The sequence below is a fragment of the Pantoea alhagi genome (genome assembly GCF_002101395.1).
Classification (GTDB): Bacteria; Pseudomonadota; Gammaproteobacteria; order Enterobacterales; family Enterobacteriaceae; genus Mixta; species Mixta alhagi.
The window spans coordinates 602,812-624,458 of record NZ_CP019706.1 but is presented as its reverse complement, the minus strand read 5'-3'; the positions used below and the strand labels follow the sequence as shown (position 1 = coordinate 624,458).

Genomic DNA, 21,647 nt, shown 5'->3' with positions numbered 1-21,647 from the left:
CATCGGTTATTGATTGTTTTTCACGCAGCGATGGCTGAGTTTGAACAGTCAGGAAAAACACATCAATAACGGGAGTTAAAATGGGATATTACGAAATACGTAAATCAGACAAACAGACGCCACAACCCTGGTATTTTGTGTTGCGCGCCGGCAATCATGAAATCATTGCGGTAAGCGAGATGTATGCCAGCAAGCAGGGCGCTTTAAACGGCATCGCCTCGGTACGCCAGAACGCGCCGACTGAAACCATCTACGATCGCAGCTAGCTTTGGTTATGCTTTTCCAGACCCGCTATCCGGCGGGTCTGCTCTAACCCCTTTTGTGCTATCCGCTATGCTTATTCTTTATCGCTCATCACCAGGAGGTGCGAATTGAATATCATTGCGATAATGGGACCGCATAACGCTTTTTATAAAGATGAACCGATTCGCCAGCTGCATCAGGCGCTGATTGGCAAGGGGTTCGATCTTATCTATCCCAAAGACGCCAACGATTTGGTTAAGCTAATTGAGCATAATCCACGGGTTTGCGGGATTATTTTTGACTGGGATGAATATAGTCTGGATCTGTGCAGCGAGATTAATCAGCTTAACGAATACCTGCCGCTCTACGCCTTTATTAATACTCACTCCACCATGGATATCAGTATTCACGAAATGCGCATGGCGCTGTGGTTCTTTGAATATGCGCTTGGTGTCGAAGAGGATATCGCCCAGCGTATCCGCCAGTATACCGATGAGTATATCGACAATATTACGCCGCCGTTGACGCGCGCACTGTTTAACTATGTGAAGGAAGGGAAATACACTTTTTGCACGCCTGGCCATATGGCCGGCACCGCTTTTCAAAAAAGCCCGGTCGGCACGCTGTTTTATGACTTTTACGGACCGAATACCTTAAAAGCGGATACCTCTATTTCCGTTACCGAGCTGGGATCGCTGCTTGATCACACTGGCCCGCATCTGGAAGCAGAGGAGTATATCGCCCGCACTTTCGGTGCCGAGCAAAGTTATATGGTGACTAACGGCACTTCAACCTCAAACAAAATTGTCGGTATGTATGCTGCGCCTGCAGGCAGCACGGTGCTTATCGACCGCAACTGCCATAAATCGCTGACGCATCTGCTGATGATGAGTGATATCGTGCCGATTTGGCTGAAGCCGACACGTAATGCGCTGGGCATTCTCGGCGGTATCCCTAAGCGGGAGTTCATGCGTGACAGCATTGCATTGAAGGTAGCGCAAACCGAACATGCCAGCTGGCCGGTACATGCGGTGATCACCAACTCTACCTACGATGGTCTGCTGTATAACACCCGCTATATCAAAGAAACGCTGGATGTGCCTTCGATTCATTTTGATTCCGCCTGGGTGCCTTATACCAATTTTCATCCCATCTATACGGGCAAGAGCGGGATGAGCGGTGAGCGCACGCCAGGCAAGGTGATTTATGAAACTCAGTCTACACATAAGCTGCTGGCGGCATACTCACAGGCTTCGCTGATTCATATTAAAGGCGACTACGATGAACAGACCTTTAACGAAGCCTATATGATGCATACCACCACCTCGCCTAACTATTCGATTGTCGCCTCTATCGAAACGGCGGCCGCCATGCTGCGCGGTAATCCGGGACGTCGGCTGATTAACCGTTCCGTTGAGCGTGCGCTGCATTTCCGCCGCGAGATCCAGCGGCTGCGCGAAGAGTCCGATAGCTGGTTTTACGATATCTGGCAACCAGACGGCATAGAAGAAGCCGAGTGCTGGCCGATCCAGCCGGGTGAAGAAGAGTGGCATGGTTTTATTGATGCCGATCGCGATCATATGTATCTCGATCCGATCAAGGTAACCATTTTGACGCCCGGCATGAGTGAACAGGGTGAAATGGCGGAAGAAGGGATCCCGGCGGCGCTGGTGGCCAAGTTTCTTGATGAACGCGGTATCGTGGTGGAGAAAACCGGCCCTTATAATTTGCTGTTTCTGTTCAGTATCGGCATTGATAAAACCCGGGCGATGGGGCTGCTGCGTGCACTGCTGGACTTCAAGCGTGCCTACGATCTTAATCTACGGGTGAAAAATATCCTGCCGGATCTCTATGCCGAAGATCCCGATTTCTATCGCAATATGCGTATCCAGACGCTGGCGCAGGGTATTCATCAACTGATCCACCAACACGATCTGCCGCGCCTGATGCTGAAAGCGTTTGATGTGCTGCCGGAAATGAAAATGACACCGCATCGGGCGTTTCAGCTACAGGTAAAAGGAGAGGTAGAAACCGTGGAGATTGACCAGATGATCGGGCGCGTTTCGGCCAACATGATTCTGCCTTATCCACCGGGTGTGCCGCTGGTGATGCCGGGAGAGATGATTACTGAATCCAGCCGTGCGGTGCACGACTTTCTGCTGATGCTGTGTGCCATTGGCCGTCACTATCCTGGTTTTGAAACCGATATCCACGGCGCCAAACTCACCGAGGATGGGCGCTATCTGGTACGCGTCCTTAAACAGGATGAGCCGGATACCGTGCGCTAACTTGCAGATTATGCCGTCTTGCTTCAGCATCCATGAGTGAGTAGGGTGCTGCAGTAAGACAGATCAAGGAGAAGCTATGCTGGATATCAAGAAGGTTCATCATATTGCGATTATCGCCAGCGACTATGCGCGCAGTAAGGCATTTTACTGCGACATTCTTGGCTTTACGCTGCAGCAGGAAGTTTATCGCGAAGCGCGTGATTCATGGAAAGGCGATCTGGCGCTGAATGGAGAGTATCTGATTGAGCTGTTTTCTTTCCCGACGCCGCCGGCTCGTATCAGTCACCCGGAAGCCTGCGGCTTACGGCATCTGGCGTTTGCAGTGAATGATATCGACCGCGCCTGTGAGTTACTCACGGAAAAAGGCGTGGCCTGCGAGCCAGTTCGTATCGATCCTCTCACCGGTAAGCGCTTTACCTTTTTCAGCGATCCGGATAATTTGCCGCTTGAGCTATACCAGGCTTAAAATAGCCGTTTTTACGGTCATCGCTCTGATGGCCGCCTGCCAATAGGTTTTTCATGACGCAGCTTGCACAACTTGAACAGCAGCTGGCCGGTGAACAGCGGCTGCTGGTGGGGTTCAGCGGCGGGCTGGACTCTACCGTTCTTTTGCATCAGTTAACCCTGTTACGCCGGCGACAGCCAACGTTACAGTTGCGCGCAATTCATATTCATCACGGATTAAGCCCCTGTGCCGATAGCTGGGTGCAGCACTGCCGGGCCGTTTGTGAAGCGTGGCAGGTTGAGCTGGAGGTCGTGGCGATCAAGGTTGATGGACGCGACAGCGGCATTGAAGGCGCGGCGCGCGAAGGGCGTTATCAGGCTTTCCGCGACAGTTTGCGCCCCGGAGAAGCCCTGGTGACGGCGCAGCACCTTGACGATCAATGCGAAACCTTGCTGCTGGCGTTGAAGCGCGGCAGCGGGCCTGCTGGCCTGGCCGCGATGCCCGTGCGCCTGATGTTAGGCGAACATCGCCTGCTGCGTCCGCTGCTTTCGCGTCAGCGAGCTGAGCTGGAAAAGTGGGCTGAAGAGTATCAGTTGCGCTGGATTGAAGATGAAAGCAATCAGGATACGCGCTATGACCGTAACTTTCTGCGCCAGCGGATATTACCGACAATGAGCGAGCGCTGGCCGCATTTTGCCGCCGCCGTTGCCCGCAGCGCGGCGCTATGCGGCGAGCAGGAGCAACTGCTGGATGAGCTGTTGGCGGAGTCGCTGGCGGCGCGAACAGAACCAGATGGCGCGCTGCGCATCGAAGGTTTTGCTGCCATGAGCGAAGCTCGTCGCGCTGCGCTGCTGCGGCGCTGGATTGCCGGCTGTGGCGGTCAAATGCCCTCGCGGGATGCGATCCGGCGCCTGTGGCTGGAAGTGATCAATGCACGGGAAGATGCCGCGCCGCGTCTGCGGTTGGAAGATCATGAAATCCGGCGCTATCGTGAGAAGCTTTACTGGCTGCCGTTAAGGCCATCGGTACGCACGCTGATTTTACCCTGGACAGAGATGACCAGGCCGCTCCATCTGCCGCACGATCTTGGCATGCTGCAGCTGGCGGAAAGCGGTACGGAAGTGCGCCCGCCACGCGCAGATGAAACGGTTACGGTACGCTTTCAGGCGCAGGGCCGTTTCGCCATCGAGGGACGCAGCGGCCATCGGTCGATCAAAAAACTGTGGCAGGAGTGTGACGTGCCGCCGTGGCGACGTGAAAGCACGCCGCTGATTTTTTACAATGAGACGCTTATTGCCGCGCTGAATACGTTTGTTTGCCGCGAAGGCAGCGCTGTGGCGGGAAATGCCTGGCGCATTGCCTGGCTTCGTGAAAGGGAGAATAAAAGATGAAAGCCCTGTTGATACTGATGCTGGCCTGTTTTACCGCGCCTGCGCTGGCGGCTGGTAACGCTGCTGCTGGTCAGGAGAAATCTGCCGCCTGTCAGGCGTGCCACGGCGCAGAGGGGAAAGCTTCCGTTTCGCTGTATCCCAACCTGGCCGGTCAGAATGCCGATTATTTACAGCATGCGCTGCAGGCTTATAAGAAAGGGGAGCGTAGCGGTGGACAGGCGGAAGTGATGAAAGCGTTTGTCAGTGGGTTAAGCGATGAAGATATGGCCAATTTAGCTGCGTATTATCAGTCGCTAAAGCCGTGAAGCCAAAGGGCGGGAAAGCCCGCCCAAAGGGTTAATCCGACTCGCTGACAACAACGGTGCCCAGCTCGGGATGGCTAAAGCTGGCGATATGGTCAAGGCGCAGTTCGCGCACCTCACCGGCCAGGTCAACCACCAGATATTCTACGTTTTTACGCGTGATCATATCCTGCGCTTGTACCTTAAGCTGCTCACCGTTCTTGAGTTCAAGAACCAGTGACCACTGTTTTTGGCAGGCGAGTTCGAGACTATCGTAATCGTCACAATTGATCGGTTTGTAGGCTTCATTCGTCAACATAATCGCTCACCAATAAGTTTGCAGCGGCATAAGCCGCCTGTTCCCTGACAGAAGAGTTTAGCGCAGAATTAGCCGCTATCTCATTCAGTGTTTTTAACGCGCAACCTATGGCGTCGGGCACGTATCCCAGTTCGCCGCCGCCGATTTCAGCGTATTTCTGACGAACCAAATCACAATATTTCTGCACATGCACCTCCTTCCAGAGCGTAAATCTCTGACTCCAGCGACTATAACATAGCCTCCTGCGGGAAATCAGTCGTTCGCAGCGTTTTATCCGCAGACAATAAGTATTGACCTTCAGCGCTGGCAAGTCACACTCTACGCTATCAGCAGTTACAGACAGAGAGCCCATATCAATGAATCATCTAAACATGGGCGGCATAACGGTAAATTTTTATGATTGTACTATCACGTAACGTAACCATTAGTGATAACGAGCTGGAGATCACTGCTATACGGGCGCAGGGCGCTGGCGGCCAGCACGTTAATAAAAGCTCGACGGCGATCCATTTGCGCTTCGATATCCGTAGCTCGTCGTTGCCCGATTTTTATAAAGAGCGCTTGCTTAGCGCCAGCCATCATCTGATTACGCCCGAAGGAATAGTGATCATTAAGGCGCAGGAGTATCGCAGCCAGGAGATGAACCGCGAAGCGGCACTGAAGCGGCTGGAAAATTTGATTCGCGAGCTTACTGTGGTAGAGAAAACCCGACGTCCCACGCGTCCGACGATGGCGTCGAAACGACGCAGGCTGGAGGGTAAAGCGCAGCGCAGCAGCACCAAAGCGTTACGGGGAAAGGTGCTGTAATTGATGTACTTGATATAAAAAACCCTTACTCACCGGCAGGCCGGCTTTCAGGGTTTTTATTTTGCCTAAAAGCAGCGGAAAATCAGATCTCGCTCTGAATCGCTTCTACCAGGAAATCCACAATACGATCGCGTTTGATCATCTGCTTTTCACCGGCACGACGCGCTTTATATTCGATCTCGTCGTTATCCAGGTTGCGATCGCCCAGCACGATGGTATGCGGGATCCCGATCAGTTCCATATCGGCAAACATCACGCCCGGACGTTCTTTACGATCGTCAAGCAGCACGTCGATACCTTTCGCGCGCAGCGTGGCGTACAGCTCTTCCGCCAGCTCTTTCACGCGGAAAGATTTATGCATATTCATCGGCAGGATAGCGACCTGGAACGGCGCCAGCGCGGCAGGCCAGATAATGCCGCGATCGTCATGATTCTGCTCAATTGCCGCTGCCACTACGCGGGTGATACCGATACCGTAGCAGCCCATGGTCAGCGTCTGGTTACGACCATCTTCGCCCTGCACCGCAGCCTTCATCGCTTCCGAGTATTTGGTGCCCAGCTGGAAGATATGACCCACTTCGATGCCGCGCTTGATCAGCAGCGTACCTTTGCCGTCCGGGCTGGGATCGCCTTCCACGACCTTGCGCAGATCGGCAACCTGCAGCGGCTCGGCCAGATCGCGGCCCCAGTTGATCCCGATAAAGTGCTTGCCGTCGATATTCGCGCCCGCGCTGAAGTCGCTCATTTTGGCAACGGTGCGATCGGCAATGACCGGCAGCGTCAGGCCAACCGGACCCAGTGAACCCGGACCGGCACCCACCGCGGCACGGATCTCTTCTTCAGTAGCAAATACCAGCGGCGCAGCCACGATATCCACTTTTTCCGCTTTGATTTCGTTCAGTTCATGATCGCCACGCACCAGCAGCGCAACCAGCTGGTGGCCGCTCTCTTCGCTGGCTTTAACTATCAGCGTCTTGACTGTTTTTTCAACTGGCAGATTAAACTGCGTAACCAGTTCGGCGATAGTTTTTGCATCAGGCGTATCAATCTGTTCTAACGACTGCGCAGGGGCAGGGCGCTCACCGGCCGGGGCCACCGCTTCCGCCAGCTCAATGTTCGCCGCGTAATCCGATTCGGTTGAAAAGACGATATCATCTTCTCCGCTCTGCGCCAGTACCTGGAATTCGTGCGACGCGCTGCCGCCGATAGAGCCGGTATCCGCCTGTACCGCGCGGAAATCCAGCCCCATACGGCTGAAGCTCTGACCGTAGGCGCGATACATCGCCTCGTAGGTTTCCTGCAGCGATTCCTGAGAGGTATGGAAGGAGTAGGCATCCTTCATGATAAATTCGCGTGAGCGCATTACGCCAAAACGCGGGCGCACTTCGTCACGGAATTTGGTCTGGATCTGGAACAGATTCAGCGGCAGCTGCTTATAAGAGCTCAGCTCGTTGCGGATCAGGTCAGTGATCACTTCTTCGTGCGTTGGGCCCAGCACAAACGGGCGATCGCCACGATCCACCAGACGCAACAGCTCAGGACCGTACTGCTCCCAACGTCCGCTCTCCTGCCACAGGTCGGCTGGCTGCACTACCGGCATAGAGATTTCAATCGCACCGGCGTTAGTCATCTCTTCGCGCACGATGTTTTCAACTTTTTTTAGTACGCGTAAGCCCGTCGGCAGCCAGGTATAGAGGCCTGAGGCCAGTTTACGGATCATCCCGGCACGCAGCATCAGCTGATGGCTGATCACTTCGGCATCGGACGGCGTCTCTTTAAGCGTGGAGAGCAGATATTGAGTAGTACGCATCTGTAAGATTCCAGTTTGGGCGGAAAATAGTCAAAGATTGACCTGAAAATAGTGGCGGTTAGTGTACCAGCGAGTGATGCACCTCAAAAGAGAGCGAGAACAAATTAGCGCGGATCGAGCGCCAGCACCTCGGTGCCTTCAGCGGTTACGCGCCAGCGCACGTTAAAATCGAGCAGCCAGACGGCATATTCACGTTCTGGCTCTTCGCCTTTGCGATAGGCCGGACGCGGATCCTGTGCCAGCACCTGGCTAATAAAACGCGCCAGCTGAGGATAACGCTGTTGGTTATCATGCAACTGTTGCTGCGCATGCTCTGAAAAGCGCACCGGCATCTCTGCTGAAGGGGCATTTTGAGCAAAACCGGCGCGTGCAGCCGGGATCGCTTCGGCAAAAGGCAGATAGGGTTTGATATCAACAACTGGCGTGCCGTCAACCAAATCAAGGCTGCCCAGCTCAAGGATCACCTGGTTTTTCTGGCAGCGTACGCCTTTCAGCTCAACCAGCGAAATGCCAACCGGATTGGGCCGGAAGGTTGAGCGGGTGGCAAATACGCCCATGCGCGTATTACCGCCCAGGCGCGGAGGGCGTACCGTTGGACGCCAGCCGCCTTCCATCGTTTGATGAAAAACAAACAGCAGCCACAGATGACTGAACGCTTCCAGGCCGCGCACCGCTTCCGGTTGATTATAGGGAGGAAGCAAATGCAATTCGCCGCCACCATCTTCAATCAGGCCCGGCTGTCGTGGAACCGCGAACTTCTCTTTCCACGGTGATTTAATCACGCCAATCTGCGCGAAGGAAAACTGACTCATTTGCCTGTTACTTTTAGCGCCGTGCCCTGGCAGATCGCCTGGCGATAGCAGCCTTTGCTTTCATTAACGATTTCACATTTATGCAACAATACCGCGTTAGCTTTCATATAAGAGGCGCGGATCTGCATACGTTTACGTGCGGTATTGATGTTTGGCGGCGAGTCCTGACGGCTGGTCTGGCAATCATCGCCCGATACCTCGCCTAAATCCCGGAAAGGATTACTTAGCAGCTCAGTTGTATCGGTATAGAGCTTTACCGGCGCAGGGCGCACTGCTGGACGAGCATGCGTTTCCGTGGTGGCTGGCCGGGCTTCGGGCGCGGTAATGGGCTTATAGGGCTTATGTAGCAAAGAGCAACCTGTCAGCGAAAGCGCCAACAAACAAAGCGGTAACGCGCGCATCGAATTATCCTCATTTCTAAAAATTGGCGTTATTGAAACAAGCAATCAGTTAAATGACAAGTTGCGATAACATTTGATTAAACGTTAAAAAGGCGGCCCGGTTGATTTGACCGTAAGCATAAAGCTTATAACCGGTAAATCAGCGGGCCGCCTGATCGAGAAGAGTAACGCAATGTTAAGGACAGATGGTTAACTTAAAATCCTGAGCCTGAGCCTTATTACCAGCCTTTAACCGCACCGCCGTTGAAGATTTTATTCGCTGCTTCTGCAACCGCGTCAGACTGATATGCCTGAACAAACTTCTTCACATTTTCCGCATCTTTATTGTCTTCACGCGCAACAATAATGTTTACGTAAGGAGAATCTTTATCTTCCACAAAGATGCCGTCTTTGGTTGGCGTCAGGCCAATCTGGCTGGCATAAGTGGTATTAATCACTGCCAGCGCGATCTGATCGTCATCCAGCGAGCGCGGTAGCTGCGGCGCTTCCAGCTCAACAATCTTCAGCTTTTTCGGGTTTTCGATAATATCCAGAGAGGTCGGCTGCAGGCCAACTCCCTCTTTTAACTTAATCAGACCCACTTTTTGCAGCAGCAGCAGTGAACGGCCAAGGTTAGTAGGATCGTTAGGAATGGCAACCTGTGCGCCTTCCTGTAGCTCATCCAGTGATTTAATCTTTTTCGAGTAACCTGCAATTGGATAAACAAAAGTGTGGCCTACGGTTACCAGTTTATAGCCACGATCCTTGATCTGCGCGTCAAGGTAGGGCTGGTGCTGGAAGGCGTTAACATCAATATCGCCCTTGCTTAATGCTTCATTAGGCAGCACGTAATCATTAAAGGTGACCAGCTCAACGTCCAGACCATATTTATCTTTCGCCACTTTCTGCGCGACTTCAGCAACCTGCTGTTCGGCACCAACAATAACACCAACTTTAACATGGTTAGGATCTTTCTCTTCCTGACCACATCCTGCCAGCGCCATAGCACCGAGCAGCGCTCCCACAGCGGCAATCTTTTTCAACGTGAAAGACATATCCTTTCCTTAATAGAGAGTATTGAGGTGACTTATTTATGTGTGACAGCACGAACGATGCGGTCGCCACAGAATTGTATGAGATAGACCAGGACCACCAGTAATACCAGAACGGTATTCATTACTGTGGCGTTATAACCGATATAGCCGTACTGGTAACCAATCTGCCCTAAGCCGCCAGCGCCTACGGCACCGCCCATCGCAGAATAGCCGACCAGTGTAATCAATGTAATAGTGGCCGCATTTACTAACCCCGGCAAGGCTTCCGGCAGCAGAACCTTACGAATAATCTGCATTGGCGTTGCGCCCATGGCGCGGGAAGCTTCAATCAGGCCGGTAGGCAGTTCCAGTAGGGCGTTTTCAACCATACGCGCAATAAAAGGCGCAGCGCCAACGGTCAACGGAACGATAGCTGCCTGTAGCCCAATTGAGGTGCCGACAATGGCGCGGGTAAAAGGGATCATCCAGACCAGCAGGATAATAAAAGGAATCGAACGGAAAATATTGACCAGCGCGGATAAGACCCGATACAGGTTATTATTGGCCATGATCTGACCCGGGCGGGTGATATAAAGCAGAACGCCAACCGGCAGACCCAGCACAAAGCCAAAAAAGCCAGAGACAAAGGTCATCATCAGCGTTTCCCAAACGCCGCGACCCAGTAACCACATCATTGCCTCAGACATACCCTAATACCTCTACTTTTACATGATGCTGTTGTAAATAAGCAATTGCGCCTTCGGTCTCCTGCGCGCTGCCGTGCATTTCCGCCAGCATGATGCCGAACTTCACGCCGCCAGCGTAATCCATTTGGGCGCTGATAATATTGTTATTAACGTTAAAGCGGCGTGCGGTTTCCGACAGCAGCGGCGCATCAACCGACTGACCGGTAAACTCCAGCCGCAGAAGAGGCACGCTGTCAGCGGTTGACTGCGCCTGTAAACGCTGCTGATAGTCCTCAGGAATATCAAGATGCAGCGTTGACTGAATAAACTGCTGAGCCAGCGGCGTTTTCGGATGTGAGAAAACTTCGCTGACGCTGTCTTTTTCAATCAGCTGACCATTACTGATGACCGCAACCTGATCGCAGATGCGTTTTACCACATCCATCTCATGCGTAATCAAGAGAATGGTAATGCCAAGACGGCGATTAATATCTTTTAAGAGTTCAAGAATGGCTCGGGTGGTGGCCGGATCGAGCGCGCTGGTGGCTTCATCACACAACAGCACTTTCGGGCTGCTTGCCAGCGCACGCGCAATAGCAACGCGCTGCTTCTGACCACCGGAAAGGTTAGCGGGCCAGGCGTCATGCTTATCGGCAAGGCCGACCAGATCGAGCAGCTCCGTCACGCGAGCTTTGATCGTTGCGCGTGGCATGTTATCCAGTTCAAGCGGCAACGCTACGTTGCCAAAAACGGTGCGCGAGTTCAGCAAATTAAAATGCTGGAAAATCATGCCGATTTGACGGCGAGCCAGCGTAAGCTCGCTTTCTGACAGCGAGGTAAGTTCCTGTCCATCAACCAGGACGCTGCCGGACGTAGGGCGCTCGAGCAGGTTAACGCAGCGAATAAGCGTACTTTTACCCGCGCCTGATGAGCCAATAACGCCATAAATTTGTCCTGCGGGCACGTGTAGGCTAACGTCTGACAACGCAGTGATGGTGCGCGTGCCCTGCTGAAAGACTTTAGTAATATTGGAAAGTTTTATCATTGAGTTATTAGTTATCTGTTGCGGTGAAGTTGTCCGTGGTGTTTTTTCTTTTGTCTTACTATCGCGACAAAATTTGAAACGGATGGTAAGGCATCCAGACGTCTAAATCAATCAGAGAGATTCAATCTGCCATTCTCTCTTTTATTGCAATCATGCGATACTGAGCGACAAATCAGGCAGCAGGAGTTACTACGTGACGGCTAAAGTCCCGGCGATATTTCTTGATCGCGATGGCACAGTAAATGTGGATCATGGCTATGTCCATGAGATTGATGCTTTTCAGTTTATTGATGGTGCCATTGAGGCGATGCAGGAACTGAAGAAAATGGGGTATGCGCTGGTGCTGGTGACTAACCAGTCCGGTATCGCGCGCGGAATGTTTAGTGAAGATCAGTTTATGCAGCTCACAGAGTGGATGGACTGGTCGCTGGCAGACAGAGAGGTGGATTTGGATGGGATCTATTATTGTCCACACCATCCTGAGGCTGCGGTAGAAAGCTATCGCCAGCAATGCGATTGCCGTAAACCACAGCCCGGTATGCTGCTTAGCGCAATGAAAGAGCTGAATATCGATATGGCTGCTTCTTATATGGTTGGCGATAAAATCGATGATGTTCAGGCAGGCAAAGCAGCAGGCGTGGGCACAACAGTATTAGTACGCAGCGGTAAACCAGTTACTGCGGAAGGCGAGAAGTTGGCCGATTGGGTAATAGATAGCCTTGCAGAGCTACCGAAACGTATAAAACAGGGTTAAAAACAGGCGTTCTGCGCGAAATTTCAGCGAACAGCAAAAAAGTTGAAATTAGCGCTTGCGAGGTCTCAAGAACTCCCTATAATGCGCCTCCATCGACACGGCACAACGGCTTACGCCACGCGGTGTTGAGCGGTTCAGTAAGATGAATCGCCGGAGAAAAACTTCTGAAAAAAGGGGTTGACTCTGTAAGAGGAAAGCGTAATATACGCCACCTCGCGACAACGGCACGAAGCGCCGGTCGCACTGCTCTTTAACAATTTATCAGACAATCTGTGTGGGCACTCACGGACGGGATATCGCAAAAATAATTGCAGTATCAAGTCTCAGAGTGAACACGTAATTCATTACGACGTTTTTCTCGAGCATCAGACTTTTAAATTGAAGAGTTTGATCATGGCTCAGATTGAACGCTGGCGGCAGGCCTAACACATGCAAGTCGAACGGTAACAGGGAGCAGCTTGCTGCTCCGCTGACGAGTGGCGGACGGGTGAGTAATGTCTGGGGATCTGCCCGATGGAGGGGGATAACCACTGGAAACGGTGGCTAATACCGCATAACGTCGCAAGACCAAAGTGGGGGACCTTCGGGCCTCACACCATCGGATGAACCCAGATGGGATTAGCTAGTAGGTGAGGTAACGGCTCACCTAGGCGACGATCCCTAGCTGGTCTGAGAGGATGACCAGCCACACTGGAACTGAGACACGGTCCAGACTCCTACGGGAGGCAGCAGTGGGGAATATTGCACAATGGGCGCAAGCCTGATGCAGCCATGCCGCGTGTATGAAGAAGGCCTTCGGGTTGTAAAGTACTTTCAGCGGGGAGGAAGGGAGCAAGGTTAATAACCTGGTTCATTGACGTTACCCGCAGAAGAAGCACCGGCTAACTCCGTGCCAGCAGCCGCGGTAATACGGAGGGTGCAAGCGTTAATCGGAATTACTGGGCGTAAAGCGCACGCAGGCGGTCTGTCAAGTCGGATGTGAAATCCCCGGGCTCAACCCGGGAACTGCATTCGAAACTGGCAGGCTAGAGTCTTGTAGAGGGGGGTAGAATTCCAGGTGTAGCGGTGAAATGCGTAGAGATCTGGAGGAATACCGGTGGCGAAGGCGGCCCCCTGGACAAAGACTGACGCTCAGGTGCGAAAGCGTGGGGAGCAAACAGGATTAGATACCCTGGTAGTCCACGCCGTAAACGATGTCGACTTGGAGGCTGTGAGCTTGACTCGTGGCTTCCGGAGCTAACGCGTTAAGTCGACCGCCTGGGGAGTACGGCCGCAAGGTTAAAACTCAAATGAATTGACGGGGGCCCGCACAAGCGGTGGAGCATGTGGTTTAATTCGATGCAACGCGAAGAACCTTACCTGGCCTTGACATCCACGGAATTCTGCAGAGATGCGGAAGTGCCTTCGGGAACCGTGAGACAGGTGCTGCATGGCTGTCGTCAGCTCGTGTTGTGAAATGTTGGGTTAAGTCCCGCAACGAGCGCAACCCTTATCCTTTGTTGCCAGCGATTCGGTCGGGAACTCAAGGGAGACTGCCGGTGATAAACCGGAGGAAGGTGGGGATGACGTCAAGTCATCATGGCCCTTACGGCCAGGGCTACACACGTGCTACAATGGCGCATACAAAGAGAAGCGACCTCGCGAGAGCAAGCGGACCTCATAAAGTGCGTCGTAGTCCGGATCGGAGTCTGCAACTCGACTCCGTGAAGTCGGAATCGCTAGTAATCGTGGATCAGAATGCCACGGTGAATACGTTCCCGGGCCTTGTACACACCGCCCGTCACACCATGGGAGTGGGTTGCAAAAGAAGTAGGTAGCTTAACCTTCGGGAGGGCGCTTACCACTTTGTGATTCATGACTGGGGTGAAGTCGTAACAAGGTAACCGTAGGGGAACCTGCGGTTGGATCACCTCCTTACCATGCTGAATCCCGACCGTGAAGTGCTCACACAGATTGTCTGATAGAAGTAATGAGCAGTAAAACCCCGGCAGGCTTGTAGCTCAGGTGGTTAGAGCGCACCCCTGATAAGGGTGAGGTCGGTGGTTCAAGTCCACTCAGGCCTACCAAATTCTTTCTCAAGCTGCGTTATACGCCCGGTCGTTTACCACAGTAAACGTTCCCGAACGTACGCCTTGCCTGAAAAAGAATTTCGGTTCTTCGCGGGTTTTACAACACATCTGGGGCTATAGCTCAGCTGGGAGAGCGCCTGCCTTGCACGCAGGAGGTCAGCGGTTCGATCCCGCTTAGCTCCACCATCAACCGCTGGTTGATGAACACTCCAGAGTGCATTTGCGAATGTACTGTGAAGTTTTGCTCTTTAACAATCCGGAAACAAGCTGAAAATTGAAAACGGAACAACTTTATTGTTGTTCACGATTCTCTCAATTCTCGCACTCACGAGTGTCGCAAGACGCTTGCGGGTTGTGAGGTTAAGCGAATAAGCGTACACGGTGGATGCCCTGGCAGTCAGAGGCGATGAAGGGCGTGCTAATCTGCGATAAGCGCCGGTAAGGTGATATGAACCGCTATTAACCGGCGATACCCGAATGGGGAAACCCAGTGCAATCCGTTGCACTATCATGTCATGAATACATAGTGGCATGAGGCGAACCGGGGGAACTGAAACATCTAAGTACCCCGAGGAAAAGAAATCAACCGAGATTCCCTGAGTAGCGGCGAGCGAACGGGGAACAGCCCAGAGCCTGAATCAGCATGTGTGTCAGTGGAAGCGTCTGGAAAGGCGCACGGTACAGGGTGACAGTCCCGTACACGAAGATGCATGTGTTGTGAGCTCGATGAGTAGGGCGGGACACGTGGTATCCTGTCTGAATATGGGGGACCATCCTCCAAGGCTAAATACTCCTGACTGACCGATAGTGAACCAGTACCGTGAGGGAAAGGCGAAAAGAACCCCGGCGAGGGGAGTGAAACAGAACCTGAAACCGTGTACGTACAAGCAGTGGGAGCCTCTTTATGGGGTGACTGCGTACCTTTTGTATAATGGGTCAGCGACTTATATTCTGTAGCAAGGTTAACCGTATAGGGGAGCCGTAGGGAAACCGAGTCTTAACCGGGCGCTAAGTTGCAGGGTATAGACCCGAAACCCGGTGATCTAGCCATGGGCAGGTTGAAGGTTGGGTAACACTAACTGGAGGACCGAACCGACTAATGTTGAAAAATTAGCGGATGACCTGTGGCTGGGGGTGAAAGGCCAATCAAACCGGGAGATAGCTGGTTCTCCCCGAAAGCTATTTAGGTAGCGCCTCGTGAACTCATCTCCGGGGGTAGAGCACTGTTTCGGCTAGGGGGCCATCCCGGCTTACCAACCCGATGCAAACTGCGAATACCGGAGAATGTTATCACGGGAGACACACGGCGGGTGCTAACGTCCGTCGTGAAGAGGGAAACAACCCAGACCGCCAGCTAAGGTCCCAAAGTCATGGTTAAGTGGGAAACGATGTGGGAAGGCCCAGACAGCCAGGATGTTGGCTTAGAAGCAGCCATCATTTAAAGAAAGCGTAATAGCTCACTGGTCGAGTCGGCCTGCGCGGAAGATGTAACGGGGCTAAACCATGCACCGAAGCTGCGGCAGCGACACGTAAGTGTTGTTGGGTAGGGGAGCGTTCTGTAAGCCGCTGAAGGTGGACTGTGAGGTCTGCTGGAGGTATCAGAAGTGCGAATGCTGACATAAGTAACGATAAAGCGGGTGAAAAGCCCGCTCGCCGGAAGACCAAGGGTTCCTGTCCAACGTTAATCGGGGCAGGGTGAGTCGACCCCTAAGGCGAGGCCGAAAGGCGTAGTCGATGGGAAACGGGTTAATATTCCCGTACTCGGTGTTACTGCGAAGGGGGGACGGAGAAGGCTATGTTGGCCGGGCGACGGTTGTCCCGGTTTAAGCGTGTAGGCTGACTTTCCAGGCAAATCCGGAAAGTTAAGGCTGAGGCGTGATGACGAGGCACTACGGTGCTGAAGCAACAAATGCCCTGCTTCCAGGAAAAGCCTCTAAGCATCAGGTAACAACGAATCGTACCCCAAACCGACACAGGTGGTCAGGTAGAGAATACCAAGGCGCTTGAGAGAACTCGGGTGAAGGAACTAGGCAAAATGGTGCCGTAACTTCGGGAGAAGGCACGCTGGCACGTAGGTGGAGGGACTTGCTCCCCGAGCCGAAGCCAGTCGAAGATACCAGCTGGCTGCAACTGTTTATTAAAAACACAGCACTGTGCAAACACGAAAGTGGACGTATACGGTGTGACGCCTGCCCGGTGCCGGAAGGTTAATTGATGGGGTTAAGGGCAACCTGAAGCTCCTGATCGAAGCCCCGGTAAACGGCGGCCGTAACTATAACGGTCCTAAGGTAGCGAAATTCCTTGTCGGGTAAGTTCCGACCTGCACGAATGGCGTAATGATGGCCAGGCTGTCTCCACCCGAGACTCAGTGAAATTGAACTCGCTGTGAAGATGCAGTGTACCCGCGGCAAGACGGAAAGACCCCGTGAACCTTTACTACAGCTTGACACTGAACATTGAGCCTTGATGTGCAGGATAGGTGGGAGGCAGTGAAGTGCGGACGCCAGTTCGCACGGAGCCATCCTTGAAATACCACCCTTTAATGTTTGATGTTCTAACCTGGCGCCATAATCTGGCGTGGGGACAGTGTCTGGTGGGTAGTTTGACTGGGGCGGTCTCCTCCCAAAGTGTAACGGAGGAGTACGAAGGTCAGCTAATCACGGTCGGACATCGTGAGGTTAGTGCAATGGCATAAGCTGGCTTGACTGCGAGAGTGACGGTTCGAGCAGGTGCGAAAGCAGGTCATAGTGATCCGGTGGTTCTGAATGGAAGGGCCATCGCTCAACGGATAAAAGGTACTCCGGGGATAACAGGCTGATACCGCCCAAGAGTTCATATCGACGGCGGTGTTTGGCACCTCGATGTCGGCTCATCACATCCTGGGGCTGAAGTAGGTCCCAAGGGTATGGCTGTTCGCCATTTAAAGTGGTACGCGAGCTGGGTTTAGAACGTCGTGAGACAGTTCGGTCCCTATCTGCCGTGGGCGCTGGAAGACTGAGAGGGGTTGCTCCTAGTACGAGAGGACCGGAGTGAACGCACCGCTGGTGTTCGGGTTGTCATGCCAATGGCACTGCCCGGTAGCTAAGTGCGGAAGAGATAAGTGCTGAAAGCATCTAAGCACGAAACTTGCCTCGAGATGAGTCTTCCCTGGGGCCCTGAGCCCCCTGAAGGGACGTTGAAGACGACGACGTTGATAGGCCGGGTGTGTAAGCGCAGCGATGCGTTGAGCTAACCGGTACTAATGACCCGTGAGGCTTAACCTTACAACGCCGGAAGCGTTTTGGGAATTGAGAGTTTTCAGCTTTGTTGACCGGATAAGAAATTAGCGGGAACGAACGATTTTGTGCTGAAGCCAGGCGGCAAATGAGACATAACGCCGGCGCATACTGAGGTATGTAACGGGGTTATGCGAATGCAGCCAACGCCGCAGCAGCGCAAAAGAGACGTTCCGTGCACAAAGAATTTGCCTGGCGGCGAGAGCGCGGTGGTCCCACCTGACCCCATGCCGAACTCAGAAGTGAAACGCCGCAGCGCCGATGGTAGTGTGGGGCCTCCCCATGCGAGAGTAGGGAACTGCCAGGCATCAAATTAAGGTAATACCTGAAAAGGTAACACCGGTTATCAGCGAGACCCCGCTGGTAATGCAGTATTCGGTGGTGCGGTAGTTCAGTCGGTTAGAATACCGGCCTGTCACGCCGGGGGTCGCGGGTTCGAGTCCCGTCCGCACCGCCACTCTATTAGTAATAGCCCTGACAGTAATGTCAGGGCTTTTTGCTTTTTCGGTTTCAGAAAATCATCCCCTTATTCCGCTATCAGGCCACGCTCAAACACTGCTTCGCGTAACAAAAGCTGAGCCAGCTACCGCTCAGTTCAGCAAATATCCCGGAAACTGAACATGCCAGCGCTTTAACATAACTGACGACGCGGGCGATTTATGACACGTTATGAATGTTAATCCATTCGCTCAGAAAATCGATAAATGCCCGGACACGATTATTAACGGCACGATCGCTGTAATATACCGCATTAAATGGCATGGCAACCGGTAAGCGCTTCTCAGCTAACACCTCAACCAGGCTACCCGTCTCAAGTTCTTTATTGATCATATAGTCAGACAGGCAGGCAATGCCGTTGCCAGCAAGACAAAGTTGTTTCAGGGTCTCACCGCTATTAGCCGAGATCGTTGGCTGGATCGTATAGAGCTCGCCATCTGGCTGAGCGACAGGCCAACGATTAAGAGCGGGCGTTTCGATAAATCCCAGGCAGCTGTGTAACGCAAGTTCATCCACCTTTACCGGGATGCCATTACGTGCAAGATAGGCAGGGGAGGCGATCAGTTTACGGTAGCTGCTAAATAAAGGCCGCGCGCGCAGGCTGGAGTCTGTCAGATTGCCGGCGCGAATGGCGACATCCACCTTGCGTTCAATCAGGTTGATGAAGGTTTCAGAGGAGAGCAGAGATAAAGTTACCTCTGGATAGCGTTGACGGAAAGGTTCAACCATTGGCGTCAACAAGTGTAAAACCACGGGCGTCGCCGCATCTACACGCAGCAGTCCACGCGGTACCTGACGGCTTTCCATTAGCTCATTTTCCGCCGCTGCCATCTCCTGCAGGAGTTTTTGCACTTTACGGAAATAGCCTTCACCTTCCTGCGTCAGATTGATTTGCCGTGTCGTACGCGTCAGTAGCTCCACTCCCAGCTTCGCCTCCAGCTTTTTTACTGCACGACTCACCGCAGAAGGAGCCAGTTCGAGCTGCTTTGCTGCCCGGCTAAAGCTACCGCTTTCCACTACGGCAACAAAAATTTTTAGCTCTTCTGAAGACGCTTTCACATCTGCTCCTGTCGTAAATATATTGATTCCCACTGCGGGACGGATCGCGGATATGCTGAGTTTGTTGCTATCGTAACATTTGCTTGCCTGTCCGAAAGGTAAATTCAGCAGCTTTGATTGAAACTCTCTGCTGAAGCCCCTATAACTGAAAGCAGTAATTCAGTAACAGACATTTTTCAGAAACGGGCGGTATTGTGCGGAAAAAAACCTATGCCATGAGGTATGTAGCTGGCCAGCCAGCGGAAAGGATCTTTCCGCCCAGCGCTATGCTGCCTGTAGGGCAAGCGCTTCCGCCAGGCGCGCCAATCACCCCAGGAGTAACGCTACGCGTACTGGTATGGAATATCTTCAAGCAGCAGCGAGCTGACTGGCTTTCGGTGTTACAAACGTTTGGCAAAGATGCACAGCTGGTATTATTGCAGGAAGCGCAAACCACGCCAGAACTGGTACGTTTCGCCACTTCAAATTATCTGGCGGCCGATCAGGTGCCTGCCTTTGTTCTGCCCCAGCACCCCTCAGGCGTCATGACGCTGGCGGCGGCGCATCCGGTTTATTGCTGTCCACTGCGCGAGCGCGAGCCGTTGCTGCGGTTAGCGAAATCGGCATTAATAACGGCTTATCCTCTGCCGGATGGCAGAATGTTGATGGTAGTAAATATTCATGCGGTTAATTTCAGTCTTGGCATTGATGTTTACAGCAAACAGCTGGGACCTATCGGCGAACAGTTAGCGCATCATAACGGGCCGGTTATCATGGCCGGTGACTTTAATGCATGGAGTCGACAGCGCATGAATGCCCTGTATCGCTTTGCACGAGATATGGGGTTACGGGAAGTACGCTTCACTGACGATCATCGGCGTAAGGCCTTTGGGCGTCCACTGGACTTTGTTTTCTATCGCGAGCTACAGGTGACGGAAGCCTCAGTACTGGTAACGCGCGCATCCGATCACAATCCACTGCTGGTTGAATTTGCCTCTTCAGGCTCTGAGACGCCATAAAAAAAGCCGATCGAAAGATCGGCTTTTTTGACAGCTATCCTGTGCAGGAAGCTTAACTGTCTGGCGTCGCGTTGTTTTTAACGAACAGGGTAATTTTATCACCCGGCTGAATCGAACTACTGTCGCTCAGCACGCTGTTCCAGCGCTTGACGTCTTTGATATTTACACCATGTCGACGTGCAATACTGGCAAGAGAATCACCCTTACGGACCTTATAGGTGATGCTGTTGCCGTTATCGGCCAGTTCACTTCCTGTCACGCCACTGCCAAAGGTGAGCGTCTGTCCCGGTTTAATCTTGTTACCGCGCAAGTTATTGGTGCGCTGCAACTCTTTTACTGAAACGCCCATCCGGCTGGCTATGCCTGACAGCGTGTCACCATTACGTACCTTATAACTGCGGCTGCTCGCTGTGGCCAAACGCGTTGGCTGAACCGCTGCAATATCGCCAGAAGCCAGCGAATTACGTAACTGAGCGACATTCGCTTTCGGGACCATAATATAGTGTGGTCCGTTAGGCGCGGTAGCGCCGCGTTTATAGCCGGTGTTGTAGTTTTTCAGCCTGGTCACTGACAAGCCAGCCATTTCTGCCGCCTGCGTCAGTTCTATCTGCTGACCCACTTCAACACGCGCCAGCGCCCGACTTTCATTCGGTGCCGGTAAGCGTACGCCATAACGCTTGTTGTTTTTCAGGATATCCTGCAACGCCAGCATTTTAGGCACGTACAGCGTGGTCTCGCGCGGTAGAGAAAGATGCCAGAAATCGGTTGGCTTGCCGCGCGCTTTATTTTGTTTAATCGCTTTCAGCACGCGCCCTTCGCCGCTGTTATAGGCAGCGATGGTCAACAACCAGTCTCCGTCGAACATTCCGTTCAGACGTTCCATCATATCTAAAACCGCTCGGGTCGATGCGACAATATCGCGTCGGCCGTCATACCACTGATTTTGTTTTAAACCGTAATTCCGCCCCGTACTCGGCACAATCTGCCAGATGCCTGCGGCATTTGCAGCAGATGTGGCGTGGGGGTTAAAAGCGCTCTCCACTATGGGTAGTAGTACCAGTTCCATCGGCATCTTACGTTGCTTAATCTGCTCGACTATCCAGTACATATACGGCTCTGCCCGTAAAGTCACATCGTGGAGATAGCTCTTGTTTCTTAAATACTTTTGTTTCTGCTCTCGGATCCGGGGGTTTTCCGGAACCTCCATCTTCAGCCCGTCGCGAATGTAATTCCACAAATCCTGGTCCTGAGTAAGGGCCGTTCCATCATCCTGCCAACGCGGGGATAACATACGATCTGTAAATTTTTCATTCTCATCTTGACCAGCTGAAGACAGACTCTGGGCATGCTGTTCAGGAATGTTGGCATCATGTCGCGATGCCTGACATCCCATCAGCAAGACCGAGGCGAGAAGGATAATCGCTCTAGTCTTCATGTGTGTGTCAATGGTTGC

General features: G+C 52.8%; 18 protein-coding genes, 3 tRNA genes and 3 rRNA genes. 14 read left to right on the top strand and 10 right to left on the bottom strand.

Annotated features, from left to right (window positions below; genetic code table 11):
* The first annotated feature begins 80 nt into the window (after nucleotides 1-80).
* The 5 genes from B1H58_RS02970 to B1H58_RS02950 all read left to right on the top strand — a co-directional run bounded on the left by B1H58_RS02970 (nucleotide 81) and on the right by B1H58_RS02950 (nucleotide 4,672).
* Nucleotides 81-266, top strand: coding sequence for a YegP family protein (locus B1H58_RS02970; RefSeq protein ID WP_085067905.1), 186 nt, complete (start codon nucleotides 81-83; stop codon nucleotides 264-266).
* A gap of 105 nt (nucleotides 267-371) precedes the next feature.
* Nucleotides 372-2,531 (top strand): lysine decarboxylase LdcC, encoded by a 2,160-nt coding sequence (locus B1H58_RS02965; RefSeq protein ID WP_085067904.1) that lies wholly within the window; start codon nucleotides 372-374, stop codon nucleotides 2,529-2,531.
* Nucleotides 2,532-2,607: 76 nt separating this feature from the next.
* Nucleotides 2,608-2,997 (top strand): VOC family protein, encoded by a 390-nt coding sequence (locus B1H58_RS02960; RefSeq protein WP_085067903.1) that lies wholly within the window; start codon nucleotides 2,608-2,610, stop codon nucleotides 2,995-2,997.
* 53 nt (nucleotides 2,998-3,050) lie between these two features.
* The gene (tilS, locus tag B1H58_RS02955) at nucleotides 3,051-4,367 is read left to right on the top strand and encodes a tRNA lysidine(34) synthetase TilS (protein WP_085067902.1); all 1,317 of its coding nucleotides are present in this window, start codon (nucleotides 3,051-3,053) and stop codon (nucleotides 4,365-4,367) included.
* Complete coding sequence (locus tag B1H58_RS02950; RefSeq protein WP_085067901.1) at nucleotides 4,364-4,672, top strand: c-type cytochrome; 309 nt, start codon at nucleotides 4,364-4,366, stop codon at nucleotides 4,670-4,672. The genes tilS and B1H58_RS02950 overlap by 4 nt, the downstream gene beginning before the upstream one ends.
* A gap of 31 nt (nucleotides 4,673-4,703) precedes the next feature.
* Here the strand turns inward: B1H58_RS02950 and rof are convergent, their stop codons facing one another.
* A complete protein-coding gene (gene rof / locus B1H58_RS02945) occupies nucleotides 4,704-4,967 on the bottom strand; it encodes a Rho-binding antiterminator (RefSeq protein WP_085067900.1) in 264 nt (87 codons plus the stop codon).
* On the bottom strand, nucleotides 4,954-5,154 hold the full coding sequence (locus B1H58_RS20795) for a YaeP family protein (RefSeq protein WP_165786514.1): 201 nt from the start codon (nucleotides 5,152-5,154) through the stop codon (nucleotides 4,954-4,956). The genes rof and B1H58_RS20795 overlap by 14 nt, the downstream gene beginning before the upstream one ends.
* 209 nt (nucleotides 5,155-5,363) lie before the next feature.
* On the opposite strand from B1H58_RS20795, the gene arfB reads away from it, so the two are divergent.
* Nucleotides 5,364-5,774, top strand: coding sequence for an alternative ribosome rescue aminoacyl-tRNA hydrolase ArfB (gene arfB, locus B1H58_RS02935; protein WP_085067898.1), 411 nt, complete (start codon nucleotides 5,364-5,366; stop codon nucleotides 5,772-5,774).
* 82 nt (nucleotides 5,775-5,856) lie between these two features.
* Here the strand turns inward: arfB and proS are convergent, their stop codons facing one another.
* The 6 genes from proS to metN all read right to left on the bottom strand — a co-directional run bounded on the left by proS (nucleotide 5,857) and on the right by metN (nucleotide 11,541).
* The gene (gene proS, locus B1H58_RS02930; protein WP_085067897.1) at nucleotides 5,857-7,584 is read right to left on the bottom strand and encodes a proline--tRNA ligase; all 1,728 of its coding nucleotides are present in this window, start codon (nucleotides 7,582-7,584) and stop codon (nucleotides 5,857-5,859) included.
* 104 nt (nucleotides 7,585-7,688) lie between these two features.
* The gene (gene tsaA / locus B1H58_RS02925; protein ID WP_085067896.1) at nucleotides 7,689-8,396 is read right to left on the bottom strand and encodes a tRNA (N6-threonylcarbamoyladenosine(37)-N6)-methyltransferase TrmO; all 708 of its coding nucleotides are present in this window, start codon (nucleotides 8,394-8,396) and stop codon (nucleotides 7,689-7,691) included.
* Entirely contained in the window at nucleotides 8,393-8,797 is a 405-nt protein-coding gene (gene rcsF / locus B1H58_RS02920) for an Rcs stress response system protein RcsF (RefSeq protein ID WP_085067895.1), read from the bottom strand. The genes tsaA and rcsF overlap by 4 nt, the downstream gene beginning before the upstream one ends.
* Nucleotides 8,798-9,015: 218 nt before the next feature.
* Entirely contained in the window at nucleotides 9,016-9,831 is an 816-nt protein-coding gene (locus tag B1H58_RS02915; protein WP_085067894.1) for a MetQ/NlpA family lipoprotein, read from the bottom strand.
* 32 nt (nucleotides 9,832-9,863) lie between these two features.
* Nucleotides 9,864-10,517 carry a methionine ABC transporter permease MetI gene (locus tag B1H58_RS02910; RefSeq protein ID WP_085067893.1) on the bottom strand — a complete coding sequence of 218 codons (654 nt, stop codon included), beginning with the start codon at nucleotides 10,515-10,517 and terminating at the stop codon, nucleotides 9,864-9,866.
* On the bottom strand, nucleotides 10,510-11,541 hold the full coding sequence (gene metN / locus B1H58_RS02905; protein ID WP_085067892.1) for a methionine ABC transporter ATP-binding protein MetN: 1,032 nt from the start codon (nucleotides 11,539-11,541) through the stop codon (nucleotides 10,510-10,512). The genes B1H58_RS02910 and metN overlap by 8 nt, the downstream gene beginning before the upstream one ends.
* Nucleotides 11,542-11,734: 193 nt before the next feature.
* Between metN and gmhB the strand changes: the two genes are divergently transcribed.
* The 7 genes from gmhB (at nucleotide 11,735) to B1H58_RS02870 (ending at nucleotide 18,096) form a co-directional block, all read left to right on the top strand.
* Nucleotides 11,735-12,295, top strand: a complete 561-nt coding sequence (gene gmhB / locus B1H58_RS02900) for a D-glycero-beta-D-manno-heptose 1,7-bisphosphate 7-phosphatase (RefSeq protein ID WP_085067891.1) — start codon at nucleotides 11,735-11,737, stop codon at nucleotides 12,293-12,295.
* Nucleotides 12,296-12,670: 375 nt separating this feature from the next.
* Nucleotides 12,671-14,212, top strand: a 16S ribosomal RNA gene (locus B1H58_RS02895).
* A 72-nt stretch (nucleotides 14,213-14,284) separates the two neighbouring features.
* Nucleotides 14,285-14,361, top strand: a tRNA-Ile gene (locus tag B1H58_RS02890).
* A gap of 113 nt (nucleotides 14,362-14,474) precedes the next feature.
* A tRNA-Ala gene (locus B1H58_RS02885) sits at nucleotides 14,475-14,550 on the top strand.
* 172 nt (nucleotides 14,551-14,722) lie between these two features.
* A 23S ribosomal RNA gene (locus tag B1H58_RS02880) occupies nucleotides 14,723-17,627 on the top strand.
* A 203-nt stretch (nucleotides 17,628-17,830) separates the two neighbouring features.
* Nucleotides 17,831-17,946, top strand: a 5S ribosomal RNA gene (gene rrf, locus B1H58_RS02875).
* The 16S, 23S and 5S rRNA genes sit together here with 3 tRNA genes alongside, the layout of an rRNA operon.
* 73 nt (nucleotides 17,947-18,019) lie before the next feature.
* Nucleotides 18,020-18,096: transfer RNA gene (locus B1H58_RS02870), tRNA-Asp, on the top strand.
* Nucleotides 18,097-18,296: 200 nt separating this feature from the next.
* On the opposite strand, the gene yafC is transcribed toward B1H58_RS02870, so the two are convergent.
* A complete protein-coding gene (yafC, locus tag B1H58_RS02865) occupies nucleotides 18,297-19,196 on the bottom strand; it encodes a DNA-binding transcriptional regulator YafC (RefSeq protein ID WP_085067890.1) in 900 nt (299 codons plus the stop codon).
* Between the two features lie 194 nt (nucleotides 19,197-19,390).
* On the opposite strand from yafC, the gene B1H58_RS02860 reads away from it, so the two are divergent.
* Nucleotides 19,391-20,194, top strand: a complete 804-nt coding sequence (locus B1H58_RS02860) for an endonuclease/exonuclease/phosphatase family protein (protein WP_085067889.1) — start codon at nucleotides 19,391-19,393, stop codon at nucleotides 20,192-20,194.
* Nucleotides 20,195-20,246: 52 nt separating this feature from the next.
* Here the strand turns inward: B1H58_RS02860 and mltD are convergent, their stop codons facing one another.
* Nucleotides 20,247-21,629, bottom strand: a complete 1,383-nt coding sequence (gene mltD / locus B1H58_RS02855) for a murein transglycosylase D (protein ID WP_085067888.1) — start codon at nucleotides 21,627-21,629, stop codon at nucleotides 20,247-20,249.
* Between the last annotated feature and the right edge of the window lie 18 nt (nucleotides 21,630-21,647).